Raw genomic sequence first — 20224 nt, 5'->3', positions numbered from 1 at the left:
TCCCCCTTCCCCTGCGTTGAATTAAACGTCTAACATTAAACTCAGGTAATAACCCAACCCATCAGCAAGTAGTTGCTGACGTAAAGCGGATGGTATGGGAACGGCGCGAATTTGATAATTCCCTTTTGGTGAGGTGGGCTGCAACAACCCCGCATTGACCAGTACCAGTAAGGTGTTGCTTGCAACTTTTTTGTAGGTAGATTCTGACCACGCAGCCACAGCAGAACAAGAGTCTCGCTTGGTTTCAAAGAAAGTCCGTAAGTCAGCAGGAGTTACTAAGCGATCGCAACCCTTAATTTTGTCCAGCAAGACTTCAGCGATAAATTCCCGTAGCAGGCGATCTTCTCGCAGGATGAGGAACAGGATAGTAAGTCGGCGAATGTCAGGATTGCCAGTAGCAATAAATTGAATGTATGCCTCTGTTGTTTGCCCAAGGCGTTTAAGGATAGTTTGCAGCGCCCGTGCGCGAGAAACTTGGGAGCGCAGCCCGAACAAGTCTTCTACTAATACTTGCGTGCGAATCTGCTCCTGGGTTACGCCTTGATGTATCAGTTGGGCAACCGTTGCAGTTTCAGTCAACACAAAAGCGTGGCTAGTTCGAGCAGCATAAGTGGTTTCGGTCATAGTGGTAGAGTAGGAATCTATTAACGATCGCTCTCGTATCGCGCTTACGTACATCCCTCGTAGCTTTCTCATCAACTCTTCTAGGGCTACAATAAATCCTACCCACCACTGATAAAAATTCCAGCAAGCTCAAGCCCTGGATTTCAAATTTAAGCTTTATGCACTTTTGCAGCTTTAATCGATCGCATGAGCGAATATCAGTACTACGAATTCCAAACTCTAGACCGATCGCTGACCAAGCAAGAACAAGCAGCGATCGCTCAACTCTCCAGCCGTGTGGAGTTAAGTACCACCAAAGCTGTGTTTACTTACAGCTATAGCGATCTTCCAGGCGACCCCAAGCAACTCTTGGCAAAATACTTTGACGCATTCTATTACATTGCCAATTGGGGTACGCAACAGTTGGCGTTTCGCTTCCCCAAAGCCCTCATCGACTCAAATGCTATTGAACCCTATTGTCTTGAGGATTGCATCAGTCTTTCTTACATGGGGGACTATGCCATTTTAGATTGGGAATTTAGCCAAGAGGAAGGATTTGATTATTGGATCGAAGGAGAAGGAATTCTTTCACAACTGGTCGGACTACGCCAAGAGATTCTCCAACAAGACTATCGGGGCTTGTACTTAGCATGGCTCAAAGCCATTACCCGATCGCCAGAATACATCACTTTGGAGCCAACACAACTAGAACCTCCAGTTCCTTCTGGACTGAATCAACTCTCCAATGTTCAAGCAGCCTTTAAAGAAATTTTTCAGCTAGACGAGCATTTGCTCAAAGCTGCATCCGCCTCTAGCAGCGAACCGACAGTTGTTTCAGAACAAACAATCGAGCAAGCGATCTCTCAGTTATCCCGCAGTGAGTGCGATGCTTTCCTGCTGCGATTGGCGAGAGCAGAACCCCACCTATCTGTCAAGTTTAGGCAAGAATTGTTGGGTGCGATCGCTACTTCCCCTTCTCCCGATGGATCTAAGCGAACCATTCAACAGCTTTTAGATGCAGCTCAAACAGAGCGAGCCGAGGCAGAAAAACACCAACAACAAGCAGCAGAAGCCAGACGAATTCAGGAACTACAGGCATTGGCTGGACGGGAAACACAAGCATGGGACGAAGTAGAAACACTGCTACAAAAGCCCCAAGCCAAGACCTACGATCGCGCCGTTCAGTTATTAGTGCAGCTACGAGATTTAGCACAATATCGAGATCAATATCCAGCATTTCAAGAGCAATTGAATCAAATTTACGGGCAGTATAGTAAACGCAATGCTTTCGTCGAACGATTGCGCCGAGCTAGGTTACTCTAGTCCAATAGTGCTTTGTCTAATCAACAGTAATTACATTACTGATGAGAATTGCCTTTAAGGGCGATCGCCCGCTGGTTTGTTGATGATGGTGAAGGGCGATCGCACCACAGGTCGAATACCAAAGTGATGCAGGAAGTTTGTACTATAAAAGTTGTATGTTACTCCGCAAAACCTTAAATGGCTGGTTGTTTCTTTCCCATATGCGAATATCCAAGTAGAGTTGTGTCTCACAAAAGTAGACTTCTTCGTAGGCAAGCCGCAAATTACGTTCAAGACTGTTCGGTTCAACGTCAGCAGCTTTGTTAGAGCCGATCGCTTTACGTAAGCCAAGCGACAAGATTTCTACTAAGTCATGACCGCAGCAGATTTGCCAAGGATCGTGACAATCGCTTTTCTGACTGATTAGCCGTTGTTTTAGATCTTCATCCTTTAAAGAGAATGCTTGGGATTTATTCTTAACTACTCTAATCAGTTTGAGTTCATCAATTTGTAGAGTTTGCTCATCAATGAAACTACTAAATGTAATACCATCAAAGGTCAGGTTTAATTGCTCACACTGAGAAATCCACAGTAAATAACCCACCGACATCCCAGTTTCGAGTAATACTAATTTTACATCTCGATTAAATTGGAGAATCTTCTGTTCAGAGCCTAGTTCAGTCACCACTTTATTGAATGCTGGCGATTTAATCAGCATAGTTTCAAGATCGTGGGTATCAGTGCGGAGTAGATTAGGACTGCTGTACAGGAAAGTTTCAAGCCGTTCAAAATCTGCATCGACAATTGCCAAAACTCCATGAAAGTTTGATGTTTCCAAAATTTTCAAAACTTCAATTACACGTAATTTACTAGAAGGTTTTCCTGGAACGCTAACTACTTCACAAGCCGATCTATCAATAAAACGCTCGTAAAAAATTTTGTCAGAAGCACCTTCTACCAATAAAAAAGTACCTGAATAAGTACTTCGTCTTAAGCGAATTTGGTTAGCAATACGGTCAACCGAAAGCAAATCTCTCACTAGTTCGATCCTTTCAGTTCAACCGTCAAATCCCAACGATCCTGAATAATATCAGGCGAGTGAGTTGCCATTAAAACATCCAAGTCTGCTAGTTTTGTTATTTCTTGCAAGTCTTTTAAAAACTGCACCTGCCATCCTACATGAAGAGATAGCTCAGGCTCATCAATCAATACTAAAGAATCAGGCTGAACTTTAAATAGTAATTCATACAAAAGAACTAACTCATGCTGCTCTCCAGATGATAGATCTGTTGGTGAGAGAGTTTTTGAATTGGATGAGGAAGATGATTCATAGTGTGTTGTAAATATAAAACCTTTCTCCTTACTAAAATTCATCTGCTTATAAGAGTACATAAATTTTTTATTGATGATGTTTCTTAACAAATCAATCTTACTTGCTATGTCATTAAAAACACTTAACTTCTTTTCTACATCTTCAACATATACAGATAGTATGTTTTTGGTACTTTCATCTATAGCTTGAGGCTGGATTTGAAAATCTGAGTTTTCATCCTTGTCCAATAAACCCACTTCTATCAAGCGAGAACGGATTGTTTCAAGTTCATTTAATTGCGAACGAAGTTGTTCGTCTGTTAAATCTGGTGATAGCTGTTGTTTTACTACTCTTAATGGAAAAGTTCTATCAAGAGATTGAGATGTTGTACCGTATTCAGTAAACTTATCTCGCATAAGTTTTGCAAGCTCATCAGAATATGCAGATACAGTTGGTAACATTGTAGGGGATTCATAAAAATATTTAGATGAACGTATAGGAACAAAATTTAGCAATCGTTGCGATTCTATAAGACGAATATGAATAGTATCTTTTAATTTTTCCAACCAATCGGGTTCTTGTATTAACCTCATTTTTGAAGGTAAGAGGTTTTCAAAACGATCTATGACTTCTTCTATAGAAAGAGCTTCGCCAGTAGGAATATATCGCCAGGTTTTAGAATTTATTCGACGAAGCCCAGGTATCACATCGTCGAAAATCTCAATCAACGAATCTAGATCGGCACGAGCTTTTGCACTCTTTAGAAGGAAGGAACATTTCTCCAATCCATGCTTATAAAAGTTAAAACTTATGTTCCTCTTTTTATCTATTTTATCAGCATCGCTAGAATCTTTTATTATTTCAACATAACTATTATCATCAAATGCAACTTGAAAAGTACTAAATGGAATAGTTTTTAATTCTGAGTATCGAGAGTTAAACAATCCATTCAGTATTCTCAGTACTGCTGTTTTTCCAAAGCCATTCGGTCCATGAACAATCGTGATCCGTTCGTCCATATTCAATGGAATTACATGATCGAAAATTCCAAATAAACCACTAACGGAAATTTGCTTAATTCGCATAATCCTCTGGTTCCATAGCCATAGGCTGTCTGACTTTGATTGTAACTACTATAACTGCACTTGTCCTTCGCATTGTAGTGTGAGTTGCGTACAGCGAGACATCAATTACTCAATACGCTGTGGTTCCTTTCCTACTCAATCGGGGCTGGGCATTGCTATCGAAAATTCATAAGGTATTGAATGGCTCAAAATCATGATGCAATGCCGCTCTGACTACCCCGACACAAATTTTATTAACTCCAATGAGAAATACCGCCATTTAAGTTTGAAGCAGTTCTTATCGGGCAAAAGAGTTTCAGCCTGTCAAAGGTAGTTTGGGGAATTCTTGATGAAGCACAATGCCTCACGCCGTCAAGTTTTGCAAGGTGCGATCGCAATCGCGATCGTTGTTGGGTTCGATCTAGTTAACCGAGAGTGGGTGACATCAGCCAGTGCTGCATCTGAATTTGAATCACTGCCACCCCTGGATGGCATACTGTACACCGATGCTACGACGCGCAATGCTGCCGCTGATGATTTCGGTCATCTGGTGCGCCGCTACCCAACTGCCCTCCTCAAACCAGGTTCGGTTGAAGATGTCGTCAGGATCGTGCGGTTTGCTCGCAGCCATAAACTAAAAGTTGCCGCACGCGGTCAAGCTCACTCCACCTACGGTCAATCCCAGGTAGAGGCGGGGATAGTTATTGACATGGGTACGCTCAACACGATTCATTCTATTGATACACAGCGGGCAGAAGTAGATGCAGGCTTGTTGTGGAGTCAACTGCTGCAATCATCCTTAGAGCGACAACTAACACCCCCCGTCCTGACAGATTACATCGAGCTATCTGTTGGTGGCACTTTAGCAGTTGGTGGGATCGGCGGTACGAGCCATCGCTACGGCGTGCAGGTGGATAATGTTCTATCGCTTCAGGTAGTGACGGGCTTGGGCAACTTAGAAACTTGTTCGCGTACCCAAAATCGCGACTTGTTTGAAGCAGTGCTGGCAGGATTGGGTCAATGTGGCATTATCGTCAGGGCAACAGTTCGTCTGGTTCCTGCTGCCCAAAATTCCCGCGTATTTCTCTTGTTTTACAACGAGCTGGCTGCTTTGACTGGCGACCAACGCCTACTAATTGCTCAAAAACGATTCGACTACGTAGAAGGTCAAGTCGTAGCCGATGCCAGTGGTGGATGGCGCTATTTGCTGGAAGCAGCTAGCTTTTATACTCCACCAAATAAGCCAAACAACAACAGTTTGCTGGCTGGGCTGAGCTACAGTCAGGGTACAGAGCAGATTGAAGACAAGTCTTACTTTGATTTTGCCAATCGGTTAGCTCCAACTGTGGCTTTTTTAAAGGAGAATGGTGCTTGGTTTTACCCGCATCCTTGGTTAGATTTATTTGTCCCAGCAACAGTGGTCGATCGCTTTGTTGGAGAGATCGTCTCTGGCTTGACTTTATCAGATACGGGTCAGGGTCCAGTGCTACTGTATCCCGTGCCGACAGACCGCTTGACACTACCGCTGTTTCGGGTTCCTGATGAGGCAGTCGTGTTCCTGTTTGCTATTCTACGCACTGCACCACCTGATGCTAGCGCGATCGCCAAAATGCTAGCTGACAACCGCACGTTCTTCGAGCGTAACCGTTCTCTGGATGGATATCGCTACCCAATTGATGCTGTTCCTTTTTCCCAAGCCGACTGGAAACAACACTTTCATCCAGTGTGGGGCAAGCTAGTCAGCGCCAAGCGCCGTTACGATCCCGACAATCTACTTACACCAGGTCAGGGGATTTTCTAGCACAATTTACACCCATTGAGTTTCAAAGGCATCTTCACCACTGCCATAGATTAAGTCACCATATTTCTGCCAACGGGTGATTTCTGCTGGCGAGAGGGGAGGTGCTGGCAAAACAGCTAGGTTTTCCTGCAACTGCTGTAAATTCTGCGGTGCGGTGAGTGCTAAGCGTACTGCCCCATGACTCAGAACGTAGCGATAACAGTCGGCGGCTGTTGGTGGTTTTTCTTGCCAGTTGGGATGTCCTTTCAACAGCGTTCCCCAGCGCGTACAGGTAAATGCGACGACAGGAATACTTGCTGCTTGAGCGCTAGGTAAAACGTTTTCTTCTGCTTTACGATGCGCCATGTTGTAGCGGTGCATTAATAACTCGCACTTGCCGCGCTTTATCAGCTCTAAAGCAATCGGTCGGTTGTGGGTGGTGACTCCGACGTAGCGCACAAGTCCTTTTTGTTGCCAAAGCTGCAACTGCTCCAGTACTGCCTCAACTTGCTGCATATCCTCACTCGGATAGATATATTCGACAAAGAAGGCATCGACGACATCAATATTTAGTTGCTGGCGCACAGAATCGAAGTCACGGCGCAACCAGTTGAGATCTCGTTCTTGACTACCCGTGGCAACTAAAACTTGCTCTCGCTTTGTTGCTAACAGCGATCTTAGACCAGCTAAAAATTTCTCATTAGTGAAATCGTAAAAGAAAAAGTAATTGATCCCTGCCTCAAATGCGGCGGCGATACAATTCGCATCCATGCCCCCAGAAGCTGCTAAACCGAGAATGCTGGCTGAGTGTCCCTGTTGCGTGACTATTTCCACGAGCTTCACTCCGACATCAAAAATTCTTGCTACGGGGCAGTTTGAAAAAATGGTTCATCTACTACCCCAGCCGTTGCAGGCATACTACTTACCAGAAATTCTAGCCTAAGCCGATCGGGGTGAAAGACGCGATCGTGCCTCTTGAAAAGTTAATGGCAAGAGTGCAAACAACAGTAGAAACAACTTTTATCAGTCCTACGGTGGAAGCCATACTTGGTAATCAATTTAACTTTTCAAACACGTAACGATTGAAAGCTCCTGCATTTCCTTGTCGATCGAACCAGAAGACAGTAAATGGCTCTCGTCTCTCGCCATCCTCCATCCCAGGCGTACCGATTGGCATCCCAGCTACGGCGATTCCAGCTACTTGAGGCTGTTGTGCCAACAGGCGTTTAATGTCTTTAGCGGGAACGTGTCCCTCGATCGCATACCCCCCAATCGTTGCGGTGTGGCAGGATGCCAAGCGATTCGGTACACCTTGTTGCTGCTTGACTAGATTCATCTTGGATGTGGCGATCTCTTCGATCTCAAAGCCCTCTGACACTAGGTGAGACATCCAGCCCCCACAGCAACTACAGGAGGGATCGCGATAGACAGTGAGTGTTGAAGTTTGAGTAGCTGCCAGACTTGGAGCACTCAGCAGTACCAATGTTGCAGTAATTGTCGCAAAAGCGATCGCTAGCCACTTAAGGGAGCGACGAACTTGAGAGCTAGATCTCTTAAATTTCATACGACTTCAAATCAAGTAAGTAGCGGTAGGTGCGCTGACTTTTCTTTACAAAGGAACGAGCTATTATTGCTCTGTTTGTTTCCCTCTCACCCTCCTCACGATAGCGAATCTCCCAGTGAGTCAAGGTGGGGTGAAACCACACTTCACAGGGAGAGGTTCTACGTGTCACTTTAAAGCCACCGTACTTTAAAAACACCTGTTCGGCTGCATTTACTCCAGTGCTGTAAAGTAAAATACCGCTACTGACTCCCAAAACGACTAATTGGCTAAATAACCGATTAGCCCTCCAATACTTTAACCAATTGATTCGTTGAAAAGTCTGCATCTTGGTGAGATATCTTTGCGATCGCATTGTTTCACTAGGATAGCTAGCGAAAGCTGAAACTTGGATTGGTCGCTCGCGTCCGGTGAGACATGATACGCAAGCTACTATTATTGGAATGGATGGTTGAGTTGGGCATGAATTTCGGCTTGAGTGTAGAATATTCAAGTCTTTTGGTAACTTACACTGCTAGAGTCCTAATGCGTTTTGATGATTAGCTTTGTGGGATGCAACTGCATGAGTTTTTGCCACTAGAGCAAATCCGAGCGGCACAACCGCCCAAACCGCGTCTATTGCCCAATCCTTTCTTCTGTTATGCTTTGCCTGAAAATGTCGCACGTGATGCTCCCACTATAGCTTTACAGTTACAGTGAAAAGACGAGGGGTGCTATAACGAGGGGACAGGGGCAGCGCACTTGCTCCTCAATGAGGGGATGTGGCGCACGTAAGTGGCTCCCCAACTCATCGGCGGATGGAGGAAACGAACCTTCTCCTCTGAAGTATTGCATTACCAAGAGTATCGACGCACAAATGACGGAATTATTCAGTCGCGATCGCCAATCGACAACCAACTCCTCACCCCTAGCAGATCGAATGCGTCCGCGCACGCTCGATGAATTTGTCGGACAAGACCACGCGATCGCCCCTGGTCGTCTCCTACGCCGTGCCATTGAAGCCGACCAATTATCTTCTGTCATTTTTGCTGGACCACCTGGAACTGGAAAAACTACCCTAGCACGAATTATCGCCAATACCACCCGCGCTCACTTCATCGCTATTAATGCTGTACTTGCAGGAGTCAAAGAAATTCGGGCAGCGATCGAAACTGCTCAAGATAGAGCTAACAAAAACAAACAGCGCACGATCCTGTTTGTCGATGAAGTCTACCGCTTTAATAAGTCACAACAGGATGCGCTGCTACCGTGGGTAGAAAATGGGACTGTGATTCTCATTGGCGCAACGACTGAAAATCCTTTCTTTGAAGTCAATAAAGCACTCGTCAGTCGCTCGCGGATTTTCCAACTCAAACCCTTGGGCGATCGCGATTTGTACCGCATTGCCGAACAAGCACTATCAGACCCAGAACGCGGCTATGGCAAGCTCAAAGTCAAGCTGGAACAAGATGCCTTAGCGCACTTAGTCAACGTTGCGAATGGTGATGCCCGTTCTTTGCTCAACGCACTAGAGCTAGCAGTAGAAACTACACCTCCAGATCGTCAGGGTGCGATCTACATCACCCTAGCGGTTGCAGAGGAATCGATCCAGCAACGTGCTGTACTCCGACAATTTTCTATAGCTTTTTCTTATATGTCTTTTGTAGATAGGGTTCTCACAACATAGCATTCAAATGAACGATAGTAAATTCTTATCAAAGTATTACTTCGAGAATATCTGATTCACCTAGTAGAATAGCTACGAAGTAACAAATGCCTATTGCATTTTTTTCAGCGTGTGTGTCCAGTTGCTTGTGTTAAATGATACGCAAAAACTTTTACTTGCTTCGTTCTACTAATATAGTAACTGTGCAATTCACGTGCTGAGATTTATCCTTATCTTAGTATTATTTTTTATCAATAGTTATTGACAAAAATTCTGGTTTATGAAATCTATTTAACTTAGCCTTTTTGATGAAGATGAAAACCCACAAGAAACAGAGATTGAGTTACCTTCTCATGAACGATTTCCTTATAACTATGCAGGTCATACTGTTAAGTCTTTAGTTTTTGAAGATTTACTTATTTCAAAAAAGCCATTAATTATTACAGGATACACATCTTTGGGGATGATTGTTGAGTTTTTAGCTTTATGTCATGCAGGTCTCCATATAGATGCGAAGGCTTTTGAAGAAATTCAACTTTTCATAGGTCATGAACCTAATACAATTCAAAGTAGTCAGCAAAGATTATTTCAACATGAATTATCTGAAGAAGTAAAGAAGTATTGGCTTCAAGAGCGAGGAATATCTATATTTCTTTGTGCCAAAGTTATTGTTGCTATTGAGTTAATCAAAAGTGGTAAAGTGAAAGCTAAGCTTGCTAACACTAAAAGACCATTTCATGCCAAAATATTTAGAGGAGATAACGCAATCACTAGTGGTTCTAGTAACTTCAGCCAATCTGGACTTATATATCAACTAGAAAAAAACAATAGATACGAAAAAAATAAAGAGAGAAAACGTTACGAAGAATCTTGTCAGATAGCAGAAAGTTACTGGAGGTTAGGAAGAGATTATAATAATGAGTTAATTGTATTACTTGAAGATCTATTAAATGTTGTTACTTGGCAAGAAGCTCTTGCACGAGCATGTGCTGAGTTATTGGAAGGCGAGTGGGCAAAACGATACATACCTACCAATTATTCTTTGATAAAAATATTTATGTCTCTTTCTTTGTTCACTTTGAAATCTGACCTCAATATATTATCGTTAATTTTTAATTTGTTTAACGTAATTTGTTTAACGTATTTCTACCCCCTTTGCTTTTCTAAATTTGCACCAAAAATTTATTTGCAAAATTATTGTTACAGCTAAATAGTATAAAAGTACTTATCGAATTAAGGGCGATAATAAGATTATTTCGTTATCTGACCGCACGAAACCGTAATCTTACGGTTTTTTTGAGGAGAATTCCCAAACCAAGAGTTGGTAAATCCGTAAGATTACGGTTTTTCAGGAGGTGTCTTTCCAACCACTTCGCCTGAAAAGCTTGTATAATTTTCGGAACATACCTTCTAAAGCTAAAAGCTAGAACTTGTTGCGCTGTTTTTCCATCATTTCCCTAGCTTCTCGCCATCCCACATTAATGTAGCCTTTTGATACATTTGCTTGCTTGAGCTTTACCTGAATTTCGCCCATAATTACACTTACTACTGGGAGCGGGGTATGGTTAACATCCATTAATTTCTCGAAACGTTCTCTAGGAGCAAATTTACAAGGAATGACATTTGGACAAAAGCGTTCCCCATACTGCACTCTCATTAGTAGCAGAAAATCTCACTCGCCATACACAACGGTTGTATCGTCTGCTTGATGTTAACAGGCTAGATGCCCAGCTTTCCGAGCGTTTAGCAGCAGCAGAAGAGGAAATCTATGCTAATCCTACCGATCCGATGGTGAATTGGGATGTGGAAGATCTACGCTTGGCACTGACAGCAGCAGGGATCGAAGTCAAAATCACCGTCGAACATTATCCTACTCAGCTTTACGTGTCACCAGATTTATTCAACCGTTGGTTTAGTGCTAGTGCTGCTGATACAACGCGACCTGCGTATGTCGAGTATCTATCGCGCTACTTGTCAGCGCCAGAAATTAGCCTTATTCGTTCCCTCTTTGAACGCTCCCTGTTGAATCGAACCATAGATTGGTCTACTACAGTTGCTTTTCTCAAGGCGATCGCGTGATGTAGAGATCGAGCAGCGATCGCACTCCATAGAATCGGGAAGAAAACCGCGATCCCTCGCACGGAAGAGCGCGATCGCGCCAACGAGTGCGCTACTAGATATCTTCCCCAGCTAGTTGTAGAACCTGTGCGTAGAGTGCAGCACTCACCCAATATTGAGCCACATTCATCGTGTTATCGAGTATCGGTCTAACTTGAGGTATGGTTTGGTTGTTCTTAGCCAATAAGAGAATACCCAGCGTGCCCATAACTTGTAAGCCAAGTCTCTGCGCTATTTGTCGAGCTTCACGCTCATCTAACAAAATTCGCCTTTCAGCAATTTCAATCGCTAGTGCGATTGCTTCCCTTTCTCCATCATCTAGTTCTACAGGAATGATAGGCGCTATGGTAGCTACCGGACGAACTTGCAGCCACCCAGAGGCAATCGCTTGTAGTACAAACGGAGTACCTGGGAAGCCCGAACCAGTAGTTTCATCATAAACTGCTTGAGGAATAATAATTCGCTCGAATATTGCTGGTAAGATATCGAGACGAGCGATCGCCGCAAAGTTAATTAGAGGCGTAGCATTACAAATAACTGTCACAGTTGCCTAATAACTCGCTGCAATCGTATCGATATCCTCAGCTAAGTCTGTTTCATTGTAATGACGCTCTACATGATGTTGACCCAGTAGTTGTTGAAACTCCCAAACTGATAAATTAGCTAAGCGACGAGCTTGACCAAAGGTAAAAATCTGACGCGCATATAGCTGAAGCGCGATTTCTCTTAAAATTGCCCCTTCTCCTTGATTGAGAGTATCTGGAGAGATTTCTATTCCGATTGAATCTACAAAGTGACTCATCTGTGGCTTCTGCTCAAAAGCTATTTTGGGGGTAACTTATCTATTTCTACATCCAATTCTAGAACGCGATCGCGCTCGTGGGAGCTACGGTTATTGCTATGCCCTGCTTTTATCCTCTAATATCTCCACCAATTCGGTGTGAATTTCGGTGTTAATCGAAATGCTCGACAGCAAAACCTTTGTTGTTAAAATGCTATGACGTTTTGTTTATTGAACTGAAAATTTTCGTGTCACCGATCTAATCCTGCCTTCTGCTATCGTTATCCCATCTGCTAAAAAGCTTCCAGGGTAAGCTCTAACTAACGCTTACACCGATCGTTAGACGTTAAGAATAGCAGCGATCGCAAATCCTGAATTTCCTATTTTACGGTTTTGCCAATGGAACGATCGTCCCCCCTGTTTTTCTAAATTATGCTGTATGAGTATTGACAATTGTGGCAAATTAGACACTGGGGTAGGGATAGCGTTTGTATGCTGTTCCTGACCTGTAGAACCCCGAGAATTTTAGGTGGCTGCATTTTCCTGGATGACCGATCGTAGTGGCAGGAGTAGCCGATGAAAATAGCATAGAATTTAGTAAAGCTAATTCTAGCCCTGCTCAAACCGTTATTCGACAAAAACTGTAAAAACTGGATTGCAGTTTTGTCATCAGCCGGTCGCAGGTTCAAATCCCGTCACCAGCTTTTTTTGTGAATGAGTTTGGGTAATGGCTTTGGCTTGAAACTTGCCGCTGGTAAGGTTTTTAGCCCTTATTGTTTTGTAGGTTTGGACTGGACAAATCTGGCAGTCAATCGGCAAAACAACTAAAAATCGCGCATAATTAACCTCAGTTTTAGTACAGTACTTAGTACAGGTTTTTTGGCTGAAAAAACCGCTTAGGTATTGGTATCCAGCCGTCAGTACAGAGTTTTAGTACAGAACTGCCGCTCGCTATAAATAGGAAAAGTTGCATGGCTCGAAATAAATCAGCAACTGACATAGATGGCATCAATCAAAAGCTTGAGGCAGCAGGAGTCCGATTGCGAGTCGTGGTGCGTAACCGCAAACTCTCCCTACGCGGGACATTACCACCCCGCCCTGGTTCAACCGAGACTAAACCAAAGCAAACTTATTTGGCATTGGGTTTGGACACCACAAGCTATGGCTACAAAATGGCACTCTCCGAGGCTTTAAAGATTTGGGCAGCACTCGATCAAAATAAGTTTGACTGGAACGACTACACCGAAATTACAAACTGGCAGTCTTGCCAGGCGTGGATCGATCGCTACAAAAAACACTGGTTCCAGTGCAAAGGCGACAGCGAGAAAAACCGGATTTACTGGGAGCGTGAAGAGTGGCAGCTAGGACTAAAATGCCTGCCACCAGAAAAAAACCTAACTGCTGAATTATTGATAGAAGTGGCACAGACCAAGCCGCCAAATACGCGCTCGCGCCAGCGATTAGTGCAAATTCTGACAAGACTAGCTAGGTTCGCTGATATTCTTATAGATTTGTCTCCCTATCAAGGCAGCTATTGAGCTAGTAAAGTTCAGTCCCGCAACATTCCCAATGATGAAGAGATATCCACTATCAGATCGGCAATTGCTAATCCTCAATGGCAACTAGTCTATACCCGTATGGCAATCTATGGATTGCGCGACCACGAAGTTTGGCATTGCCAAATTGATTCTCAACCACCTCATGCTTGTCAGGTACTTTTAGGTAAGACTGGTCCGCGTGAGGGGGTAATGCCACTTTACCCAGAGTGGGCAACAGCTTGGAGACCTTGGGAAGGAAACTTACCAACAGTAAACTGTCAAGGCGATTTCACAGTTTATGGAGAACGGACTGCACGAGCATTCAAGCGATTGGCAGTGCCTTTTACTCCTTATAACCTCAGACACGCTTATGCTATTCGCGCCAGCGTAGCATTTAAGTTTCCAATCGCAGTTGCCGCTCGAATGATGGTGCACTCGCCAACTGTTCATTTAAAAACATATAATCGCTGGATTAATGGTCAGCATACTCTTGATACATTCAAGGAGATTATGGCAAATAATCCTCCTAAAGCACCTATCTAAACTAATTCACGCAAGATAGCATCAACATTGACAGATGCTAGTTTGTTACCAATTTGAATATAATGGATACCCTGCTTCCAAGCAAACGGACACCCTTGGTCGATCTTGCGCTTAATTGATTTCCGACTCCAACCCACACCTAGTTTGGCTTCTAGTTCTGTCTTGGCAATTTCAATTGGTAGCAGGCGATCGCCCTCTTGAAAACGATTAGCAGTCTTCATCGTACTTTTTCAGATTTGTTGCAAAAGCTTTGTAGTGTCAGAAAAACTTCTGGAAGGAAAGATATTTATGCGATCGCACTTAAAAATGTTGTTCGTGAATTAGTTCTGTATACGAGAAGTGATGCATATTATAAATATCTACAAAACCAGAGTAAAAAAATAGATAATACTGTGGCAAACCCAGATACTTCTAATTTCTATTTTGAAAGTATACTATTAAATTATCTTTCTTCAACATGAGATAAACAGGATATAAAAAATATTTAACAATATTGTTAAAATTCCTGCCTCTCGTGCAAAATATAACAACATTGTCTACCTATCTCAACAGATAAGGAACGCTCTAGTCAACCCTTCATAATTAATTGCAATTTTCAGAGATCGATCGACTTATTTCCAAGCCTATTGCTAGCTACTGACTTATTTGGTTCGGAGCTAATGTCTCTAAACTTGATATACGAATCGTTTTGAAACTACTATTTTTACCCTACCAGCTTCTACGCAGAAGTTGAAAACAACGAGAGTTGTAATAATAGTAGTTAGCGATCGGAGCTGAGGTGCGAAATTAATCTGTATATTTAAAGCTTTATCTCTATACTTTACTATGCTCTCTTAGCTAAGATTTTACAATCTTAAAAGTAAGAGGTAAAAAAGCCTATTTTCACGGTTGGAAAGTTAGACTAACGAAAAAATTATTACTTTAAATCCTAGCAAAAAATTCGCCAATCGTCGGACATATATATTATTCTACATATAAGAAAAGAAAACAAAGTTACCATGTCTTTACCTCATGGTCCACGAGTTATACCCTTTCTCCACAATCTCAAATGGCGAGGTCGCTTTCTCGAATTTTTAGAGTACTGCGTTGGGCGCTATGGTGACATCTTCACCTTTAGGGTAATTGGTTCTCGCCCATTTGTTGTCGTTAGCCATCCTCAAGCGATCGAGGAAATTTTTACTGCACCAGCAGGGTATTTTGATTCGGGAAAGGCAAATCAAGCTTTCCGCGCACTGTTGGGAAATAACTCACTGCTTTTACTTGATGGTATTCAACATCAGCAACAGCGCAAGCTGCTACTGCCTCCTTTTCACGGAGAACACTTGTCCAAATACGGTCAAATTATTTGTGGCATCACCCAGCAGGAGATTCAACAGTGGGCAGTAGATCGACCTTTCGCGATTCGCCCTCAAGTGCAAGCCATTACCCTGCGAATTATCTTGCAAATTATTTTTGGCTCCCAACAGGAGTCTAGTGTTGAGTCACTAAATCAATGCTTGAGCGAGTTAGTTGATTCTTTTATCTCTCCCTTTTGGTGGCAACGTTTTTCGTTTCCCCAGAAAAAGCAGCAACTCGATCGACTCGTCTATGCCCAAATTCGCCAACGCCGACAAGAAACTGCCTGCTCGACACCAGACATCTTAAGTCTACTGCTCTCTGCTCGCGATGAAGCTGGTGCAGCCCTCACAGATGAAGAGATTCGGGATGAGTTAATTACTCTAATAATGGCAGGCTACGAGACAACGACTACAGCAGTTTTGTGGGCATTGTACTGGGTAGCGAAACTGCCCCAGATCCGAGAAAAGCTGGATAAGGAGTTATGTAGTCTTGGTTCTCACCCAGCACCCAGCGAAATCGCTCGATTGTCGTATCTTGGTGCAGTTTGCTCGGAAACTCTACGTATTTATTCCATCACTGGGTTTACCTTCGATCGCGTTGTGAAAGTGCCGCTGAGTATTATGGGCTACCAGTTTGAGCCAGGAACAGTCCTGAGTCCTTGTACTTACTTGACTCATCAACGAGAAGATCTTTACCCACTCCCCAAGCAATTCCAGCCAGAACGCTTTCTGGTGCGACAGTTTTCACCATACGAGTATTATCCCTTTGGTGGTGGTAATCGTCGATGCATTGGGATGGCATTTGCCCAAATGGAGATCGAATTGGTGCTAGCGACGATTCTCTCGCACTGGCACTTATCCCTAGTCGATGACCGTCCAGTTCGTCCTGTCGGGCGTGGCGTAACTTTGACTCCCCCACTGAGCCTGGAAATGGTAGCAAATCGCCCTAATTAAAACACGTAAACTCGCGGCTAGCTAAATTGAAAAGATTGAGGATTTGTAGTTGTATGAACCTAACTGGTAATAAGTTAGGCAATTTAGCCCGAATCAAGCTTTTGAGCCATGTTGCTCGGCAGCAACCGTCATTACTTGAATTCTATTCGAGCGATCGCCCTGGTACAATCGCGAAGATCTGCGCGAGATTTTTGGCAATTTCAATCCAAGTAGGAATGCTGTGTTCTCTACTATCTACTCCACCTGCCAAAGCGCAGATCGTTCCAGATTCTACGCTACCTACTAATTCTTTAGTTAGAGAGCGGGGTGATACCATTTCGATCGACGCTGGCACTACCAAAGGAACTAATTTATTTCACAGCTTCGATTCCTTTTCCATCCCAACTGGTACTACTGCCTATTTCAACAATTCTGCTGCGATTGAGAACATTATTAGTCGAGTTACGGGAAAATTTGTCTCAAAAATTGATGGCGCGATCGCAGCTAACGGAGCGGCTAACTTATTTCTGCTCAATCCGAATGGAATTATTTTTGGTGGCAACGCTCGTTTAAACATTGGTGGTTCATTTCTTGCCAGTACAGCTAATAGTCTCAAATTCGCCGAAGGCACTCAGTTTAGTGCCATCGGCGACCCAAACCACGCCACTGCTGACCAGCGTACCAATAGGTTTGCAATTTGGTGGTAATTCGGGTGCAATTCGCGTATTGGGCAAGGGTCACGATATCATTGCTGCGGACTACCAACCGATCCTTAGAGGTAATAGCTCTGATGTCGGGTTACAAGTTCAGCCACAACAAACGCTGGCAATTGTAGGGGGAGATGTCAGTCTAGAAGGTGGCGTTTTAACCGCTCAAGCAGGAGGGATTGATTTAGGCAGCGTGGATAACGGGTTAGTCAAGATCGAGCGAACAAATTCTGGTTGGTCTTTGGGATATGAAGGAGTGTCAACTTTCAAGGATATTCAACTGGGTGGGCGATCGCTACTAGATGCGAGTGGAGTTGGCGGTAGTTCTATTCAAATACTAAGGTAGAAAATTGCAGCTAGGTGATAGCTCTCTGGTTTTGATTCAAAATCAAGGAGTACTGCCAACAGGAACTTTGAAAGTCAACGCTACCGAATCGCTGGAAATTGCAGATATCAATCCATCTGGAAGAGTCTATAGCGGTATTTGGAGCGAAACTTTAGGGTGGGCAGATGGCTGGCAGGTTATAGTTTCAACTCCCCAGCTGGCGCTGCAATCCAGTGGGCAAATTTTTAGCTCAACCTATGGTGCTGCCAAGGCAGCTGACATTACTTTGTCCGTGCCAAAAGCTTTGCGAGTCATCGGTCTGCTGCCGAATCAGGTAGGGGGAGGAACCATTGTTGGTTCCTTCGCACTAGGTAGCGGGCAGTCTGGTAACATCACGATTTCCACGCTCGCAGTTAGAGATCGGCAATGGTGGAGTTATCTTGAGTGCAAATGCAACACCAACAACATCGGGTGTAGTAGCAGGGGATTCAGGGGACATCAGCATCAATGCCGCCGATCTCGTCCAAGTTGAGGGCACTGCACCGAACTTATCCCTCCCCAGCGCCATTAGTGCTGCAACTTTTTCTACAGGTCGAGCAGGCAATGTAACTGTAAATACCAGCAGGTTGAGGGTGAAGAATGGGGTTGTGCGTCAGCAAAGCGTGGGACTGATATTATGTTTTAGGTAAAGAAAACTACTCCGGTTCCACGAAGCCATGCCTTGTCCACTATGTAGCCACAATAAGACCCATAAACAAGGGTTTAACGAGTAAGGGTAGCCAACGCTACTGTTGCCCAAAGTGCTCTTCAATCGTTTACCGATACCTTGGACACAATTTATCAAGGGCGGCAAGTCACAGACGAGGAAGTACGGATTGTTTTGCAGTCGCATTGTGAGGGCACAAGAAAAGCGCGGTATTAGTCGAATTAGTGGACTATCCTACAACACGGGAGTCAGCTTGATACGAGCCTAAGCGTCAAAAAGCACAACGCATTTCATCATGCCCAAGTACAAGCTGTTGATCCGGATGCGATGAGCGCAGATGAAATGTGGTCGTTCGTCGAAAAAAACACTTCATCATTGCTTACCTGAAGAAGTCGTTGCCGGAGACTGTTGGATAGCTTTAAGTTTCGCCCAGTAATTCGCTACTTGATTCTATGTGGTCGTGTCGGTAAGCATACTAGTACTACAGTTCTATTTAAGTAGATGAGGGACTAGCTCGTTTTTGATAATGCCAGTAACGCGCAGTAGCGTTCTGGGGTGGCGTCGCCAATAAGACCAGTGTAAAACATGTTCGAGACACCAAACTGTAGGAAATAAGAGTCTAGAGATCCATCGCTTCATCTCCCAAATACTCAGTCGGACAATAAACCTCGTGCCGCTTTGAACGCAGCCAGACTGCCAGTGGGTGCGATCGTTAAAGGGGGGGTAGAGGAGTAAATGGCAGGCTCAGTTTGGTGTCGTAATACGGTGAGAAATGTTTGAGCCGTCAGGACAAGAGTGATATGTCGATGCCAACCGTGCCAGGAACGAACTTCGTATTCTCCTAAACCGAGAGAGTCTTTAGCGAATTTAAAGCACTCCTCAATTCGCCACCTTTGCCCAGCTATCTGAGCCATCGTTTCTAGAGTAGTATCGCTCTTGGCAAACACTTGGTAATAGCTGATGCGAGGGTCTTCAGGATGTTCTAAACAGCGGCGGAACAATATCCAGCGCTGGAAACCATCCGATCGATCGCAGTTAACGGCAACACTCGCCCAATCATAGTGTCGTTCTCCTTTGCTACCGGTTCCACAACTGAGGCGTTGCCACTGCTGGCTATCCTTCTGCGGAACTAGGTCGGAGGCTTGATAGCGTTGCCATCCAATAACTACAGGCTGCTTCTTGCTGACTGTGAGTATATACGGTTGTTTGGCAGTCTTCTCCAGCCACCACCGCTTGGGAACCGTCGTTGCCATAAACCTCCAAAGCCACAAACCAGGTGGGGCGTATTCCGTCTTTAAAGGCTGATTCCAACATCTGTTGCGCTAATTGAGGCGAAGTTGCAAATTTAATTGCTTCTGGAATTGCTCCCTTCTTACGTTTGTTTTGATCTTCGCTCCACGAGCGCGGTAGATACAGGCGGCGATCTATTAACGTATGCCCTTTATCACTGATATAGGACATGAACACACCCACTTGGCAGTTCTCCAAATGTCCAGTCGTACCGTAATACTGCACCTGCACCCCTACTGATTGCTCTCCTTGTTTGAGAAAGCCTGTTTCATCAATTGCCAAAATATCTGTTTCACTCTTCAAATGCTCCATCGCATACTGCCTAACTTCTGCACATACTGCATCCGCGCTCCACTGCGCTCGCCCTAGTAGATGCTGGAAGCGATAGGGATTGACATAGCCTACTTGTTCTGCCATCTGCCATCCATTCTTCCGCTCAACTGGGCTTAGTAGTGCCTGGATCTAGTCATTTGCTGCTTTGCGTGCTTCAGAACGAGCAAAGTGTTTTTCCAGTTTTTGCTGAAACGCCTTCAATGTACTGCTCCATTGGGCGAGCGCTTCTAATGCAACACCTGTTAAAAACACGTTGGATGTATCGAGCATTGCTAAAGTGTATTTACTTATCAATCTTGTTTAGCTTATCTACAACTGTAATACTAAGTCGGACTGCATCAACTCT

Annotated in this window: 23 protein-coding genes and 1 pseudogene; 11 read left to right on the top strand and 13 right to left on the bottom strand. The window is 44.1% G+C overall.

What is annotated here, in order from left to right; translation table 11 throughout:
- Positions 1-21 precede the first annotated feature (21 nt).
- Complete coding sequence (locus CHRO_RS18990; RefSeq protein WP_015155848.1) at positions 22-624, bottom strand: DUF1819 family protein; 603 nt, start codon at positions 622-624, stop codon at positions 22-24.
- A 186-nt stretch (positions 625-810) separates the two neighbouring features.
- Between CHRO_RS18990 and CHRO_RS18985 the strand changes: the two genes are divergently transcribed.
- Positions 811-1926, top strand: coding sequence for a hypothetical protein (locus tag CHRO_RS18985; RefSeq protein WP_015155847.1), 1116 nt, complete (start codon positions 811-813; stop codon positions 1924-1926).
- A 142-nt stretch (positions 1927-2068) separates the two neighbouring features.
- On the opposite strand, the gene CHRO_RS18980 is transcribed toward CHRO_RS18985, so the two are convergent.
- Positions 2069-2944 (bottom strand): DUF4435 domain-containing protein, encoded by an 876-nt coding sequence (locus tag CHRO_RS18980; protein ID WP_015155846.1) that lies wholly within the window; start codon positions 2942-2944, stop codon positions 2069-2071.
- Entirely contained in the window at positions 2944-4302 is a 1359-nt protein-coding gene (locus tag CHRO_RS18975; protein ID WP_015155845.1) for an AAA family ATPase, read from the bottom strand. The genes CHRO_RS18980 and CHRO_RS18975 overlap by 1 nt, the downstream gene beginning before the upstream one ends.
- A 328-nt stretch (positions 4303-4630) precedes the next feature.
- On the opposite strand from CHRO_RS18975, the gene CHRO_RS18970 reads away from it, so the two are divergent.
- Complete coding sequence (locus CHRO_RS18970; protein WP_015155844.1) at positions 4631-6082, top strand: FAD-binding protein; 1452 nt, start codon at positions 4631-4633, stop codon at positions 6080-6082.
- A gap of 6 nt (positions 6083-6088) precedes the next feature.
- On the opposite strand, the gene CHRO_RS18965 is transcribed toward CHRO_RS18970, so the two are convergent.
- From CHRO_RS18965 to CHRO_RS18955, 3 genes are all read right to left on the bottom strand, one after another.
- Positions 6089-6895: an aldo/keto reductase gene (locus CHRO_RS18965; RefSeq protein ID WP_015155843.1), complete on the bottom strand. Its 807-nt coding sequence runs from the start codon at positions 6893-6895 to the stop codon at positions 6089-6091.
- Between the two features lie 220 nt (positions 6896-7115).
- Positions 7116-7625 (bottom strand): DUF411 domain-containing protein, encoded by a 510-nt coding sequence (locus tag CHRO_RS18960; protein WP_015155842.1) that lies wholly within the window; start codon positions 7623-7625, stop codon positions 7116-7118.
- Positions 7615-7977 carry a hypothetical protein gene (locus tag CHRO_RS18955; RefSeq protein WP_041462541.1) on the bottom strand — a complete coding sequence of 121 codons (363 nt, stop codon included), beginning with the start codon at positions 7975-7977 and terminating at the stop codon, positions 7615-7617. Before CHRO_RS18955 ends, CHRO_RS18960 begins: the two co-directional genes overlap by 11 nt.
- Positions 7978-8478: 501 nt before the next feature.
- Between CHRO_RS18955 and CHRO_RS18950 the strand changes: the two are divergent.
- The 3 genes and pseudogenes from CHRO_RS18950 to CHRO_RS18940 all read left to right on the top strand — a co-directional run.
- Positions 8479-9228 (top strand): annotated as a pseudogene (locus CHRO_RS18950) (AAA family ATPase); the annotation flags it as partial.
- Positions 9229-9724: 496 nt separating this feature from the next.
- Positions 9725-10477, top strand: a complete 753-nt coding sequence (locus CHRO_RS18945) for a phospholipase D-like domain-containing protein (protein ID WP_146139786.1) — start codon at positions 9725-9727, stop codon at positions 10475-10477.
- Positions 10478-10890: 413 nt separating this feature from the next.
- Positions 10891-11346: a hypothetical protein gene (locus CHRO_RS18940; protein ID WP_041462540.1), complete on the top strand. Its 456-nt coding sequence runs from the start codon at positions 10891-10893 to the stop codon at positions 11344-11346.
- A 94-nt stretch (positions 11347-11440) separates the two neighbouring features.
- Here the strand turns inward: CHRO_RS18940 and CHRO_RS18935 are convergent, their stop codons facing one another.
- The 3 genes from CHRO_RS18935 to CHRO_RS34475 form a co-directional block, all read right to left on the bottom strand.
- Positions 11441-11929: a PIN domain-containing protein gene (locus tag CHRO_RS18935; protein WP_015155837.1), complete on the bottom strand. Its 489-nt coding sequence runs from the start codon at positions 11927-11929 to the stop codon at positions 11441-11443.
- Positions 11930-11935: 6 nt separating this feature from the next.
- Positions 11936-12187, bottom strand: coding sequence for a UPF0175 family protein (locus tag CHRO_RS18930; RefSeq protein WP_015155836.1), 252 nt, complete (start codon positions 12185-12187; stop codon positions 11936-11938).
- A 318-nt stretch (positions 12188-12505) separates the two neighbouring features.
- Complete coding sequence (locus CHRO_RS34475) at positions 12506-12637, bottom strand: hypothetical protein (RefSeq protein WP_277871360.1); 132 nt, start codon at positions 12635-12637, stop codon at positions 12506-12508.
- Positions 12638-13137: 500 nt separating this feature from the next.
- Between CHRO_RS34475 and CHRO_RS18925 the strand changes: the two genes are divergently transcribed.
- Positions 13138-13704 carry a hypothetical protein gene (locus CHRO_RS18925; protein WP_041462539.1) on the top strand — a complete coding sequence of 189 codons (567 nt, stop codon included), beginning with the start codon at positions 13138-13140 and terminating at the stop codon, positions 13702-13704.
- A 99-nt stretch (positions 13705-13803) separates the two neighbouring features.
- Positions 13804-14247, top strand: a complete 444-nt coding sequence (locus tag CHRO_RS18920) for a site-specific integrase (RefSeq protein WP_041462538.1) — start codon at positions 13804-13806, stop codon at positions 14245-14247.
- Here CHRO_RS18920 and CHRO_RS18915 read toward each other — a convergent pair.
- Positions 14244-14468 carry a hypothetical protein gene (locus CHRO_RS18915; RefSeq protein WP_015155835.1) on the bottom strand — a complete coding sequence of 75 codons (225 nt, stop codon included), beginning with the start codon at positions 14466-14468 and terminating at the stop codon, positions 14244-14246. The genes CHRO_RS18920 and CHRO_RS18915 overlap by 4 nt on opposite strands.
- A 777-nt stretch (positions 14469-15245) precedes the next feature.
- Between CHRO_RS18915 and CHRO_RS18910 the strand changes: the two genes are divergently transcribed.
- From CHRO_RS18910 to CHRO_RS29830, 4 genes are read left to right on the top strand one after another with little or no spacing between them, the layout of a single operon-like run.
- Positions 15246-16538, top strand: coding sequence for a cytochrome P450 (locus CHRO_RS18910; protein ID WP_015155834.1), 1293 nt, complete (start codon positions 15246-15248; stop codon positions 16536-16538).
- Between the two features lie 53 nt (positions 16539-16591).
- The gene (locus tag CHRO_RS29840) at positions 16592-17224 is read left to right on the top strand and encodes a filamentous hemagglutinin N-terminal domain-containing protein (RefSeq protein ID WP_051033274.1); all 633 of its coding nucleotides are present in this window, start codon (positions 16592-16594) and stop codon (positions 17222-17224) included.
- A complete protein-coding gene (locus tag CHRO_RS29835) occupies positions 17208-17570 on the top strand; it encodes a two-partner secretion domain-containing protein (RefSeq protein ID WP_051033273.1) in 363 nt (120 codons plus the stop codon). Before CHRO_RS29840 ends, CHRO_RS29835 begins: the two co-directional genes overlap by 17 nt.
- A 4-nt stretch (positions 17571-17574) precedes the next feature.
- The gene (locus tag CHRO_RS29830; protein WP_051033272.1) at positions 17575-18081 is read left to right on the top strand and encodes a hypothetical protein; all 507 of its coding nucleotides are present in this window, start codon (positions 17575-17577) and stop codon (positions 18079-18081) included.
- A gap of 824 nt (positions 18082-18905) precedes the next feature.
- On the opposite strand, the gene CHRO_RS33885 is transcribed toward CHRO_RS29830, so the two are convergent.
- The 3 genes from CHRO_RS33885 to CHRO_RS32580 all read right to left on the bottom strand — a co-directional run bounded on the left by CHRO_RS33885 (position 18906) and on the right by CHRO_RS32580 (position 20148).
- Positions 18906-19202: a transposase gene (locus CHRO_RS33885; protein WP_281168660.1), complete on the bottom strand. Its 297-nt coding sequence runs from the start codon at positions 19200-19202 to the stop codon at positions 18906-18908.
- A 166-nt stretch (positions 19203-19368) separates the two neighbouring features.
- On the bottom strand, positions 19369-19962 hold the full coding sequence (locus CHRO_RS33880; protein ID WP_051033270.1) for an IS701 family transposase: 594 nt from the start codon (positions 19960-19962) through the stop codon (positions 19369-19371).
- Positions 19963-20007: 45 nt separating this feature from the next.
- A complete protein-coding gene (locus CHRO_RS32580; protein ID WP_181824199.1) occupies positions 20008-20148 on the bottom strand; it encodes a hypothetical protein in 141 nt (46 codons plus the stop codon).
- Between the last annotated feature and the right edge of the window lie 76 nt (positions 20149-20224).

It is taken from the genome of Chroococcidiopsis thermalis PCC 7203 (assembly GCF_000317125.1).
Taxonomy (GTDB): domain Bacteria; phylum Cyanobacteriota; class Cyanobacteriia; order Cyanobacteriales; family Chroococcidiopsidaceae; genus Chroococcidiopsis; species Chroococcidiopsis thermalis.
This window is presented reverse-complemented; position numbering and strand designations above follow the sequence as displayed.